At 64.1% G+C, this 12,915-nt stretch carries 11 protein-coding genes; 7 read left to right on the top strand and 4 right to left on the bottom strand.

Features of this window, described 5'->3' with window-relative positions; translation table 11 throughout:
* Positions 1-77: 77 nt before the first annotated feature.
* The 3 genes from ACTDXD_RS25180 to rpsA all read left to right on the top strand — a co-directional run bounded on the left by ACTDXD_RS25180 (position 78) and on the right by rpsA (position 3,954).
* Positions 78-1,637, top strand: a complete 1,560-nt coding sequence (locus tag ACTDXD_RS25180) for an LVIVD repeat-containing protein (RefSeq protein WP_440124883.1) — start codon at positions 78-80, stop codon at positions 1,635-1,637.
* Positions 1,634-2,305, top strand: a complete 672-nt coding sequence (locus ACTDXD_RS25175; protein ID WP_440124882.1) for a DUF305 domain-containing protein — start codon at positions 1,634-1,636, stop codon at positions 2,303-2,305. The genes ACTDXD_RS25180 and ACTDXD_RS25175 overlap by 4 nt, the downstream gene beginning before the upstream one ends.
* A gap of 182 nt (positions 2,306-2,487) precedes the next feature.
* On the top strand, positions 2,488-3,954 hold the full coding sequence (gene rpsA / locus ACTDXD_RS25170; protein ID WP_440124881.1) for a 30S ribosomal protein S1: 1,467 nt from the start codon (positions 2,488-2,490) through the stop codon (positions 3,952-3,954).
* A gap of 189 nt (positions 3,955-4,143) precedes the next feature.
* On the opposite strand, the gene ACTDXD_RS25165 is transcribed toward rpsA, so the two are convergent.
* A complete protein-coding gene (locus ACTDXD_RS25165) occupies positions 4,144-4,356 on the bottom strand; it encodes a hypothetical protein (RefSeq protein WP_440124880.1) in 213 nt (70 codons plus the stop codon).
* A gap of 214 nt (positions 4,357-4,570) precedes the next feature.
* Here ACTDXD_RS25165 and coaE point away from each other — a divergent pair, with 214 nt between their 5' ends.
* From coaE to ACTDXD_RS25150, 3 genes are all read left to right on the top strand, one after another.
* On the top strand, positions 4,571-5,788 hold the full coding sequence (gene coaE / locus ACTDXD_RS25160) for a dephospho-CoA kinase (protein ID WP_440124879.1): 1,218 nt from the start codon (positions 4,571-4,573) through the stop codon (positions 5,786-5,788).
* A 123-nt stretch (positions 5,789-5,911) separates the two neighbouring features.
* Positions 5,912-7,051 carry an LLM class flavin-dependent oxidoreductase gene (locus ACTDXD_RS25155; protein WP_440124878.1) on the top strand — a complete coding sequence of 380 codons (1,140 nt, stop codon included), beginning with the start codon at positions 5,912-5,914 and terminating at the stop codon, positions 7,049-7,051.
* The gene (locus ACTDXD_RS25150) at positions 7,048-7,671 is read left to right on the top strand and encodes an FMN reductase (protein WP_440124877.1); all 624 of its coding nucleotides are present in this window, start codon (positions 7,048-7,050) and stop codon (positions 7,669-7,671) included. The genes ACTDXD_RS25155 and ACTDXD_RS25150 overlap by 4 nt, the downstream gene beginning before the upstream one ends.
* Positions 7,672-7,801: 130 nt before the next feature.
* Here the strand turns inward: ACTDXD_RS25150 and ACTDXD_RS25145 are convergent, their stop codons facing one another.
* From ACTDXD_RS25145 to ACTDXD_RS25135, 3 genes are all read right to left on the bottom strand, one after another.
* Complete coding sequence (locus tag ACTDXD_RS25145) at positions 7,802-7,933, bottom strand: putative transporter small subunit (RefSeq protein ID WP_440124876.1); 132 nt, start codon at positions 7,931-7,933, stop codon at positions 7,802-7,804.
* The gene (locus ACTDXD_RS25140; protein WP_440124875.1) at positions 7,930-9,627 is read right to left on the bottom strand and encodes a sodium:solute symporter family protein; all 1,698 of its coding nucleotides are present in this window, start codon (positions 9,625-9,627) and stop codon (positions 7,930-7,932) included. The genes ACTDXD_RS25145 and ACTDXD_RS25140 overlap by 4 nt, the downstream gene beginning before the upstream one ends.
* Positions 9,628-10,116: 489 nt before the next feature.
* Positions 10,117-10,626, bottom strand: a complete 510-nt coding sequence (locus ACTDXD_RS25135; RefSeq protein WP_440124874.1) for a DUF402 domain-containing protein — start codon at positions 10,624-10,626, stop codon at positions 10,117-10,119.
* Between the two features lie 91 nt (positions 10,627-10,717).
* Between ACTDXD_RS25135 and uvrB the strand changes: the two genes are divergently transcribed.
* Positions 10,718-12,877, top strand: a complete 2,160-nt coding sequence (uvrB, locus tag ACTDXD_RS25130) for an excinuclease ABC subunit UvrB (RefSeq protein ID WP_440124873.1) — start codon at positions 10,718-10,720, stop codon at positions 12,875-12,877.
* Positions 12,878-12,915 lie beyond the last annotated feature (38 nt).

Genomic DNA, 12,915 nt, shown 5'->3' with positions numbered 1-12,915 from the left:
CGTTGACGTGGCTGTGTGATGTCGAACATACTCACCGCGGGGCCCGGGCATCGATGCCCGGTGTGAAGGGGGATGTCATGTGGGGGAATCGTGGCCGCTACACGGCCGTCGTCGCGGCGGCGGCGCTCTTGGTGCCGGCGGGGATCGCCGCGGCGGGTCCACCGCCGCAGGACTCGTCCGGCGTAGTCCGAGAGGCCGGCGAGTTCGGGCGGCATGCGGCGGCGCGCGCAGAATGCGGGCCCGGATCACGACCCGAGCCCGGGTTGCAGGGCGACGTGCCTGCTGCTGATCGCGCCAGCGGACGCAGCGCTGAAGGCTACGAATGCAACATCACACGGCTCGGCGGGTTCGCGGGTGACGGCGCGGGCATTGTCTCGGCAAGCTATGACCACTGCGCCTACATGGGAAGTATCTTCCCCGGTAGTCTCGTCGGACCGGAAACGGGCGTACAGGTGATCGACGGGTCGGACCCCGCAGATCCGAGACCGACCGTGACACTCACCGAACCGGCGATGCTCGCAGGAACCTGGGAAAGTCTCAAAGTGCATCCGGGACGAAAACTGTTGGTGGGAACAGGTGTTCCGGCGTTGTTCGGTGCGGGGCTGCTGTCGGTGTACGACGTCTCCGACTGCTCGCACCCGCGACTGCTCAACCCCGGTACGGGTACCGACCCGCGGATGCCGCTCCCGATCACCGCGCACGAGGGGGGATTCTCACCCGATGGCCTCACCTACTGGTCATCGGGTACCGAAGGGGTGCTCAGCGCCGTCGACCTGACGGAGCCGACCGATCCGAGGGTCATCTGGCAGGGCTGGATGGGGATGTCCGGGCACGGGTTCGGGATCTCGCCCGACGGCAACCGGCTGTACCTGTCCAACAACTTCGGCGGCCTGACGGTGCTCGACATCAGCGCCGTGCAACGCCGTGACCCAGGCGCGCAGGTCCTTCAGGTTGCCTCGATGTCATGGACGGACGGCTGGGCCACCCAGCACAGCATTCCCGTCTCCTACGAGGGACATCCGTACCTGTTCACGGTCGACGAAGGTGGGTCGGGTGGGGTCAAGCTCATCGACGTGGGGGACGAGACGAAACCGACGATCGTGAATTCGATCAAGCTCGAGATCAATCTGCCGGAGAACATCGACAGTCAGGTCGCGTCAGGAATGGGTGGTTCGGCGTTCTCCTACGAATCGCATTACTGCTCGGCGGACCGGCCGGTGAATCCCACGGCCCTGGCGTGCGGATGGGTGTCCTCCGGTATCCGCGTCTTCGACGTCCGTGACCCGTTCGACGTGAAGGAGATCGCCTACTACAACCCACCGGCGATGACCGCGCGTAATCTCGAGCGGCCGAACTCGCCGCACGCGTTGGCATCCGTGATCGGTGTACCGATTCTCAGTGCGCCCGCGGTGCTGCAGGCCGCGATCGGAGGGCAGTTCGATCTCGCCCAGGCGGGCTCGTCACGCAGCGGCATGGTAGTTGCCGGCGACCTGTCCAGCGACTGGTGCTTCTCGCCCCCGGAATGGCGAGGCAACGAGCTGTGGGTCAGCTGTTCGGACAACGGGTTCATGACGCTGCGTCTGAGCGAGGACGTCTACACCCCACCCGCCGACCAGTTGTCCACGATCGGGTCATGAACGGAGCAGGAGGCCTCTCCCGAGCGCCCAGCATCATGGTCGGGGTCCTGGCGTTGGTATCGCTCTCGGGTCTCCTGTTGGTCGTCGGTGCGGCGTTTCGGCCGCTGGTGGAACCGCCGGACGCGGGTGAACCGGTGTTGAACGACGTCGAAGTCGGATTCGTGCAGGACATGGTGATCCATCATCAGCAGGCGTTGCAGATGACGGCGCGGCTGTCACCGGACTTCGATCCCACCGTCGTCGCATTCGCCGACCGGATCGATGCCGCGCAGCGGATCGAACTCGGAACGCTGCTCGGCTGGCTGACCTTGGCAGAAGCGCCTCCGACCAATCCCGATCCGATGTGGTGGCACCGCGCCGCGCACACACATGCAGGCGCCGTCGGTTCGAATGCCGGTGCCGGTGCCGGTGAGAGCATGCCGGGGATGGCCACACTCGCGGAACTCGACGCTCTGTCGGCAGCTCGTGGTCGCGACGGGGAGGTGCTGTTCCTTCAGTTGATGCGACGGCACCACGAGGGCGGAGTCGCCATGGCGCGGTCGGTGGATCTTCTGCTCGACGACGGTCCCGTGAAGCGGATGGCGCGCGCAATGATGCAGGAGCAGAGCAAAGAATCGGGTCTGATGACGATCATGCTCGCGGAACGCGGGGCGCTTCCTGCCGGGTGAGTTTGCCGGGGCGATACCGGACCGCGTAGCCTAGTGCACGCGAGTGTCCCGAGTTCTGTCCTTCACCGGTCTGCGCGAGGGCACTCGTGGTGGAAAGTGCGCGATGTGCACGTCAGCGCCGGTCCACCTGTCCGAAAGCGTTAATCAACCGACTATCAACCCGTCCGGAGCAACTCAAACACATGGCCTCCACCACCGTCACCTCGCCGCAGGTAGCCGTCAACGACATCGGCTCCGCCGAGGATTTCCTCGCCGCCATCGACGCCACGATCAAGTACTTCAACGATGGCGACATCGTCGAAGGCACCATCGTCAAGGTCGATCGCGATGAGGTGCTGCTCGACATCGGTTACAAGACCGAAGGCGTCATCCCGTCCCGCGAGCTCTCGATCAAGCACGACGTCGACCCCAATGAGGTCGTGTCGGTGGGCGACGAGGTCGAGGCCCTGGTCCTCACCAAGGAGGACAAGGAAGGCCGCCTGATCCTGTCCAAGAAGCGTGCGCAGTACGAGCGCGCGTGGGGCACGATCGAGGAGCTCAAGGAGAAGGACGAGGCCGTCAAGGGCACCGTCATCGAGGTCGTCAAGGGCGGCCTGATCCTCGACATCGGTCTGCGCGGCTTCCTGCCTGCATCGCTCGTCGAGATGCGTCGCGTCCGCGACCTCCAGCCGTACGTGGGCAAGGAGATCGAAGCCAAGATCATCGAGCTCGACAAGAACCGCAACAACGTGGTTCTGTCGCGCCGCGCATGGCTCGAGCAGACCCAGTCCGAGGTCCGCAGCGAGTTCCTGCACCAGCTCCAGAAGGGCCAGGTCCGCAAGGGCGTCGTGTCCTCCATCGTCAACTTCGGCGCCTTCGTCGATCTCGGCGGTGTCGACGGCCTCGTGCACGTCTCCGAGCTGTCCTGGAAGCACATCGACCACCCGTCCGAGGTTGTCGAGGTCGGCACCGAGGTCACCGTCGAGGTTCTCGACGTCGATCTCGACCGCGAGCGCGTGTCCCTGTCGCTCAAGGCGACGCAGGAAGATCCGTGGCGTCAGTTCGCCCGGACCCACGCGATCGGCCAGATCGTTCCGGGCAAGGTCACCAAGCTCGTTCCGTTCGGTGCGTTCGTCCGCGTCGAAGAGGGAATCGAAGGCCTGGTGCACATCTCCGAGCTGGCCGAGCGCCACGTGGAGGTTCCGGACCAGGTTGTCGCAGTCGGCGACGACGCGATGGTCAAGGTCATCGACATCGATCTCGAGCGTCGTCGTATCTCGCTGTCGCTCAAGCAGGCGAACGAGGACTACACGGCCGAGTTCGACCCGTCGAAGTACGGCATGGCCGACAGCTACGACGAGCAGGGCAACTACATCTTCCCCGAGGGCTTCGATCCCGAGACCAACGAATGGCTCGAGGGCTTCGAGAAGCAGCGTGAGGAGTGGGAGTCCCGCTACGCGGAGGCCGAGCGTCGTCACAAGATGCACACCGCTCAGATCGAGAAGATGGCTGCCGACGAGGCTGCCGAGGCTGCTGCCGGCGTGTCCAGCAGCAACTACTCCTCGGATTCGGCCCCGGAGACCGGCGAGACCGAGACCACCGGTGGCGGCTCGCTCGCCAGCGATGCTCAGCTCGCTGCACTGCGCGAGAAGCTGTCGGGCAACGCCTGATAGAGCGCTTCGACGGACGACCCCGCACCATCCGGTGCGGGGTCGTCCGCTTTCCCGGAACTGTTCGGCATGGCGCCGAGGGGCTGGGAGGACTGAGCCCCTCCGACACCGACGGCCCCTCCCGCATGGGAGAGGCCGCCGGTCGAGTCGTGCCCGGAATCCGTGTGGTACCGGATGCTCTCCGGGTGATCAGCCCACTGCGGGCGTCGCCCACTGGGAAGGCAGTCCAGTTGCGCGCTTACGAATGGCGGCCTGGCTGTGGCGCGCGTTGGTCAGGAGCATCGTGAGCCAATTGCGTCGGTGCTCTGTGAGTGCGGCGGCCACCTCGGGGATGAGGATGCAGTGAACACCGTTTTCCATACCGAGGCGATGCCGACCGGGTGATGACTGGGAGGATCGCATTCTTGCCTTCTCGAGTGGACTGGACTCTGTGGTCGGACGCTTCTGGACGACGATATCCGACCGAGAGATGCAAATGCTGCATTTGGCGCAGGTGAGAGGCGTGTTTCACTCGTGGTGGATCACTCGCGATCGGCCTGTGACCCGCTCGTGACCGCGATGTGACTGCGGCAGCCCGAGTTCCGATATCACGGTCGGTGATGCAAGACTGGGCGACGTGTTGCGAATGGGGTTGACCGGAGGCATCGGCGCGGGGAAGTCGACCGCGGCGAGGGAGCTTGTTGCACTCGGAGCGGTTCTCGTCGACGCCGACGTGATTGCGCGGGAGATCGTGGCGCCGGGATCGGAGGGACTCGAAGAACTCGTCGATGCGTTCGGCGACGAGATCCTGCTTCCAGACGGTTCGTTGAATCGCCCGGTGCTCGCGGAGAAGGCGTTCGCGACCGACGAAGCGCGCGCTGTGCTCAATGCGATCACCCACCCCCGGGTCGGTCGTCGCACGGCCGAACTCGTCGAGGAAGCCGCAGACGATGCGATTGTCGTGCAGGACATTCCGCTGCTCGTCGAAGGTTCCATGGCCCCCGCGTTCCACCTCGTCGCGGTCGTGCATGCCGGTGAGGAGGAACGTCTGCGTCGGCTCGTGGCACTGCGGGGGATGCCCGAATCCGATGCGAAGGCCCGGATCCGCGCACAGGCCACCGAAGAGCAGCGTCGTGAAGTCGCCGACGTCTGGCTCGACAACACCGGTGAGCCCGGCGCCGTTGTCGAGGCGGTCCGGCAGCTGTGGGAGCAGCGACTGGTGCCGTTCGAGGAGAACCTCCGTACTCGCACAGCCGTGCATGCCGAGCCGGTTCTCGGACCGGCACAGGCTCGATGGGAGCAGCAGGCCCGGCGTCTCGTAGCGCGACTGGCTCTCGCGTGTGGTGGGCTTGCGGTGCGCATCGACCATGTGGGATCGACTGCGGTGCCCGAACTCGACGCGGTGGACATGCTCGATCTTCAGGTCACCGTCGCGGACCTCGCGGACGCCGATGCACTCCTCGAGCCGCTTGCGGCGGCGGGCTTCCCGCGGATCGAGCAGATCGACCATGACATTCCGAAGCCGTCCTACAGTGCGAGCGGTGAGACCGATCCCGCAGTGTGGTCGATGAGGTTGCACGGTAGTGCCGATCCCGGCCGCCCCGCGCGCGTGGCGCTGAGAGTTGATGGGTGGCCCGGGCAACGGTTCTCCCTACTTCTGCGCGACTGGTTGCGGGCCGACGCGGAGGCCGTTCAGGAGTATGCGGAAGTCAAGCGCGCAGCGGCGCAGTCGGCTGCCGACGAGCCCGATCCTCTGCGTGCGGCGGCGGTGTACCGAGAAATCAAGGAGCCGTGGTTCGACCGGGCTTACCGCCGGGCGTCGGATTGGGCGGACGCGACCGATTGGTCGATCTAGTACTTTCGGCATCGACAAGGCACGTCGTTGCGCCCACGAACGTTGTCTCGGGTCGGGGGAACAAACCGCCGGAGCAGACCGTTGAAGTAGTTGACTGTTCAACGACATGACGGAGGTTCGGGAATGCAATTCGGGATTTTCACTATCGGAGATGTGACCCGCGATCCCACGACGGGGCAAATACCCACCGAACACGACCGCATCGTCGCCATGACGAAGATCGCTCTCAAGGCCGAAGAGGTCGGGCTCGACGTCTTCGCCACCGGCGAGCACCACAATCCGCCCTTCGTGCCGTCCTCGCCGACGACGATGCTCGGCTGGGTTGCAGCCAGGACCGAGAACCTTGTCCTCTCGACAGCGACGACCCTCATCACCACCAACGATCCGGTAAAGATCGCCGAAGACTACGCGATGCTGCAACACCTCTCCGGTGGGCGCGTCGATCTGATGATGGGACGCGGCAACACCGGACCCGTCTACCCGTGGTTCGGCAAGGACATTCGGCAGGGCATCCCCCTCGCGATCGAGAACTATCACCTGCTGCGCCGCCTGTGGCGTGAGAAGGTCGTCGACTGGGACGGTAAGTTCCGCACCCCGCTGCACGGCTACACCTCCACTCCGATGCCCCTCGACGGCGTCCCGCCCTTCGTCTGGCACGGATCGATCCGCTCGTCCGAGATCGCTGAGCAGGCTGCCTTCTACGGCGACGGGTTCTTCCACAACAACATCTTCTGGAACAGGGAACACATTCAGCAGATGATCACGCTCTACCGCACCCGGTTCGAGCAGTACGGGCACGGCGCCGCGGAGCAGGCAATCGTCGGGCTCGGGGGGCAGGTGTTCATGGCCGACACCGAAGCCGAGGCCAAGAGCCGGTTCCGGCCGTATTTCGACAACGCCCCCGTGTACGGGCACGGACCGTCGCTCGAGGAGTTCGGTGCGATGACGCCTCTGACGGTCGGTACGCCCGAGCAGGTCATCGAGCGCACCCTCGGGTTCGCCGACTACGCCGGGGACTACCAGCGTCAGCTCTTCCTCATGGATCATGCGGGCCTGCCGCTCGACGTTGTTCTCGACCAGATCGAAATCCTGGGTCGTGAGGTGGTTCCGGTGCTGCGTACCGAGTTCGAGCGTCGCCGTCCGGCACACGTGCCCTCGGATCCGCCGACCCATGCCTCCCTGCTGGCGGCCGGACCGGACTCGCCGCACCGACTCGTCGTGCCCGCCACGATCGACACGGAGGCCGCGGGAGCGTCGAAATGACTCGCCGCGTAATCGTTGTCACCGGGGGACTGTCGCAACCGTCGTCCACCCGACTGCTGTCCGATCGGATCTCCGGCGCGCTGATCGCCGCGATCGAGGCGCGCGGTGAATCGCTGGACGTCGATATCGTCGAACTGCGTGACCTCGCCGGAGACCTTGCAACCATGATGAGCACGCAGGTGGTGACACCCGCGCTGGCCGACATCCGTGAACGAGTGTCACGAGCGGACGGGCTCATCGCTGTGACCCCGGTGTTCACAGCAAGCTACAGCGGACTTTTCAAGATGTTCTTCGACGCCCTCGACCCCGATGTCCTACGCGGCACGCCGACGATCATCGCGGCCACCGCGGGCAGTGCACGGCACTCGCTCGTGCTCGACCACGCGATGCGCCCATTGTTCGCGTTCCTGGGTGCGGTCGTGGTACCCACGGGAATCTTTGCCGCCACCGAAGATTTCGGGGGCGGGGAGAACCGGGGAGAGGACGGACTGCCGCGACGTATCCGCCGAGCCGCCGACGAACTCGCGGCGATGATGGTGACCGGCAACACCGCGTCCGCTGTGTCGGAGGGCAGGGGCGGCTCGGCATTCGAAGCGTTGCTCCAGTCTCACCTGAAATGACCATCGCCGTTGCGTGACTCGGCCCTTGCGTGACTCGGCCCTTGCGTGACTCGGCCCTTGCGTGACTCGGCCCGCAGGACGACGGCAGTGTCGTTCCTGCGGGCCGAGCCGGATGCGGCACGAAGGTGGATCAGACCAGATCTTCACCGTTCCGTCGGGCTTCGAGCCATTCCTTGGTGAAGCCGCGGCCGAGAACAAGTAACACCAGCGCCACCAGGACTGGCCAGATCAGGACGTAGATGGTCAGGGCAACGGTACTCATGCGCGGTCCTTCGTCAGGGTCGGGTCGTTGTCGGGATCTTCGTCAGAGTCGGCCTCCACGGGGTCGAAATCGCCGACACGCTGTGCGATTACATCGAAATCGAACTCTTCCTTGCTGTTCACCGATATTGCCCAGCACACCAGCGTGCTGACCGCGTACGCCACCAGCGATGCGCTGAGGACTGCGTAGTCGTGCAGGAAGCCGATCGAGAACGGAGCGGCGATCAGCGCGGCTACGACGCCCACGACCCGCGCGACCCGCAGCCCGAAGAAGCCGAATGCCATCAGGCCGGCGATCACGCCTACACCGATGACCGAGACGATATCGACGAGGTAACCGACCGCGCCGTCCATCGCGATCCACTCGAATCGCACCGGGAGGAACAAGGCGAGTGCGAGCACCACCGAGCTGGTGAACGCCTTGTTGGTGACCTTGCCCCAGTAGAAGCTGGCGATCACCGGAAAGACGAGCGCGCCCCACAGCGCACCGACGAATACCAGTAGGTCGAGGATGTTCAAGCGCATACTGGCGAATCCGACTGCTGCCGCGGTGGCGAGCACCATCGTGGCCCGGCCTACGAACAGCATGCGCTGCGGGTCGGCGTGTTTCTTGCCACCGGCGATGTTCTGGCCGTACACATCGGCCATCATGATCGAAGACAGGGCGGCGAGGTCGGAATCCGCCGTCGACGACAGTGCCCCGATGATCATGACGAAGAACAGCACCACCAGGACCGTCGGCAGATACGACGCGACCATCTGCGGAATGATGTTGTTGACGTCCCCGTCCATCGGGTCGATCCCGAGGTACAGCGCGAGGACACCGAACATTCCGACACCGATGACCGTCGCGCCGTAGCCCACGGTTGCGGTGATGAAAGTGGGCTTGATCAGGTCTTCACGTACCGCGAACAGACGCTGCGCGATGGTCTGGTTTCCGATCGCATAGGCGAGTACCGCTGCGATATAAGGGGCGCCCTGGTTGAGAAATGCGTCGCTGGAGAAGAAGTTGCTCTGCTGCTCGCTGAGGTTGCTCGCACCTGTCTCGAAGGCGTCGGGGAATCCAGTGATGAAGAAGACGGCCGGGACGATCACCACAACCGCTCCGAGCATGGCCACCACTTGGACGAAGTCGGTGAGTACCGACGCTCGGAACCCCGACCACAGCGTGTACAGGAGCACGCCGGCCGCGATGAACACCACGCCCTGGACGAACGAGAAGGGCGAAAGCATCGAGATGAGGACGCCGCCCGCGATGAAGTTCGACATCAGACTGATGAGGCTGCCCACCACATTCGATCCGGCGAGCATCAACTGGCTCGACGCCCCGTGTCGTGCGTACATCACCTCGGCCAGGGTGTGTGCCTTGGGCGCGACCGCGCGGATCCTCTTGCCGAAGGGGTAGATGAACAGAATCATCAACGCGCCCCAGAGTCCGTAGTGGATAGGACCGGAGATTCCGTAGGTATATCCCGAGGTTGCGGACGCATATAGTGAGGACGCCCAGATCCATGTGGCCGTCATACTCGCTGCCGAGACGCCGAATCCAATTTTGTTTCCGGCAGTCATGTACCCGTCGGCATTTTCGTCCTTCTTGCCGATCCGGGCCGAAATGATAAATGTTCCACCATAGAATAAGACAAGCAACAGAACAACTGTCACGGCACTGAACTGAACGAGCTCGGTGCTGTTCAATGCGACCTCCTTCGTATTGACGTGGTGCCCGGCGCGGGGCACAGTGCGACACGAATTCGGTTTCGGCTATCCACCGGCGGGTCGACGGTATACCCGAACGGCCAGGGGATGCGACGCTGCCACGGCCCGCTCCGGACACGCGGGGCACGTATCCTGCTGGTCAACGCCCATTTGTGGGCGCACGTCAACGGGACAGCAGCTGTGCTGCTGCGCGCTCGAGAAAGTGTTTCGGCGCCACGCATGCCGACAGGAAGGGGTTTCCTCGCCCTGTCGACACCGATTGCCCTCCGGTCGTTCGTCCGGAGATTTTTCACGTGTGATGCAAATGCTCGCTGACCGCGAAACAGTAACATGCGGGGTCTGCAGGTATTTGCGTGGGTCTCGTCGAGGTTGTCGAATTATGTGATTTCCAGGAGTTTTCGGATGTTCGGCCCAACGATATCGACGTGAAAATGCGCGTGAACGGTTCACTGCGCGCATCGAATCGATTCAGCGCCATTCGACAGGAAAACCCTGGGCGGTGAGCCACGCGTCCAGATCATGGCCGTGGGAGGCGATTCCGTCGACCGCTGCGACAGCGGTGGCGACCGCCCGCTCGGCATCGTCGGTGTCGAGCACCCCGGCTGCCACGGCTGCGAACAACTCGTCGATGTCCTCGACACGGGTACTGCGCCCCGTCGAGACCACCAGATCGAGGTAGTGGTCGCGTGAATGCCAGACGTCACCGTCACGCCAGAACGCTCCGACGTCGACGTAGCGGTCCTGATCGCGTTCGTGTCCGGGTCGGAAGTGGAAGATCGATGCTCGTAGATGCAGAGAGGGCAACAGCCAGGATTCGAGGTAGTCGAACTGGACGTGATCTGCGGGTCGGGCCATGTACAAGCCCCACGGAAGTACTCGGAAACACTCGACCGGTCGCACCGTGCCCTTCGGGTCGGTGTTGGTCCGGGCGGTCACGTCGAATCGTTCCACCTTGATCGGATGAAGACGGTGCACCATGTGGGCACGCTACCGCGACCTGTTGCGGCCAGTGCGAGACCGTGTGCTCGGTGGTGCCGGAATGTCGGTGGCAGCGCCTACCCTGGATCGCATGGCGTTCGCAAGCGAGCATCCGGTTGTTGCCCATTCCGAGTTCCGCCCGGTCGGAGAGATCGAGCGCACCGACGCACGTTTCGAAGTGGTCAGCGAGTACGAGCCCGCGGGCGACCAGCCCGCCGCCATCGACGAACTGGAGCGCCGCCTGAAGTCGGGGGAGAAGGACGTAGTACTCCTCGGTGCCACGGGCACCGGTAAGTCCGCGACCACAGCATGGCTGATCGAGCGGGTGCAGCGCCCCACACTGGTAATGGCACCGAACAAGACTCTCGCCGCGCAGCTCGCCAATGAGCTGCGCGAGATGCTTCCCCACAATGCGGTCGAGTACTTCGTGTCCTACTACGATTACTACCAACCAGAGGCGTACATCGCCCAGACCGACACCTACATCGAGAAGGACTCGTCCATCAACGACGACGTCGAACGATTGCGGCACTCCGCCACCTCGGCACTGCTCTCGCGTCGCGACGTCGTGGTTGTTGCGTCCGTTTCGTGCATCTACGGACTCGGCACGCCGCAGTCCTATCTCGACCGGTCGGTGCAGCTGGAGGTCGGTGTCGAAGTACCCCGCGACGCCCTGCTCCGTCTGCTGGTGGACGTGCAGTACACCCGCAACGACATGGCATTCACACGTGGATCCTTCCGCGTGAAGGGTGACACCGTCGATATCATCCCTGCTTACGAAGAGCTCGCAGTCCGCATCGAGTTCTTCGGTGATGAAATCGACGCCCTCTATTACCTGCATCCGCTCACCGGCGACGTGATCCGCAAGGTGGATTCGCTGCGTATCTTCCCCGCAACGCACTACGTGGCCGGCCCTGAACGCATGGAACGCGCCGTGAACTCGATCGAATCCGAACTCGAGGAGCGCCTCGCCGATCTCGAGAACCGCGGAAAGCTCCTCGAGGCGCAACGGCTTCGGATGCGCACACAATACGATCTCGAGATGATTCGTCAGGTCGGCTTCTGCTCGGGCATCGAGAACTACTCGCGACACATCGACGGGCGCGGCCCGGGGTCGGCGCCCGCTACCCTCATCGACTACTTTCCCGAAGACTTCTTGCTGGTCATCGACGAGTCCCACGTGACAGTGCCGCAGATCGGCGCGATGTACGAGGGCGACATGTCGCGCAAGCGCAACCTCGTCGAATTCGGGTTCCGGCTTCCGTCCGCCGTCGACAATCGTCCTCTGACCTGGGAGGAATTCTCCGACCGGATCGGCCAGACCGTGTATCTGTCGGCGACCCCCGGCGACTACGAACTCGGGCAGGCGGGCGGCGAGTTCGTCGAACAGGTCATTCGGCCCACCGGGCTCGTGGACCCGAAGGTTGTCGTCAAACCCACGAAGGGGCAGATCGATGATCTTCTGCACGAGATCAGGGGGCGTGTCGAGCGCGACGAACGCGTTCTCGTGACCACTCTGACGAAGAAGATGGCCGAGGATCTCACCGACTACCTTCTCGAGCTCGGGGTGCGCGTACGGTACCTGCACTCCGATATCGACACCCTGCGGCGCGTGGAGCTGCTCCGTCAGCTCCGACTCGGGGAATACGACGTCCTCATCGGCATCAACCTTCTTCGCGAAGGTCTCGATCTTCCCGAGGTGTCGCTCGTGGCGATCCTCGACGCCGACAAGGAAGGCTTCCTGCGCTCGACCCGGTCGCTGATCCAGACGATCGGTCGTGCGGCCCGCAACGTCTCCGGCGAAGTTCACATGTATGCCGACAAGATCACCGACTCGATGGCGCGCGCCATCGACGAAACCGAACGGCGCCGTGAGAAGCAGATCGCGTACAACGTCGAACACGGTATCGATCCGCAACCGTTGCGCAAGAAGATCGCCGACATCCTCGATCAGGTCTACGAGGAGGCCGAGGACTCCGAGAAGATCGAGGTGGGCGGGTCGGGCCGCAACGCGAGCCGCGGCCGCCGGGCTGCAGGCGAATCGGGGAGGATCGGAAGTTCAGGTGTGGTCGAGGGTCGCGACGCGAAATCGATGCCTCGCGCGGAACTCGCCGATCTCGTGCAGCAACTGACCGACCAGATGATGCAGGCGGCTCGCGACCTGCAGTTCGAGCTCGCCGCGCGTCTACGCGACGAAATCTCGGATCTCAAGAAGGAGCTGCGAGGTATGGACGCCGCTGGACTCCAGTAATCACTCCTGGGCAGAAATCACGCCCGGGTCGCGCCGCC

Source organism: Rhodococcus sp. SJ-3 (assembly GCF_051918125.1).
Taxonomy (GTDB): domain Bacteria; phylum Actinomycetota; class Actinomycetes; order Mycobacteriales; family Mycobacteriaceae; genus Rhodococcus.
Note: the sequence above shows the minus strand (reverse complement) of the source record. Positions and strands in the feature narration are given on the sequence as shown.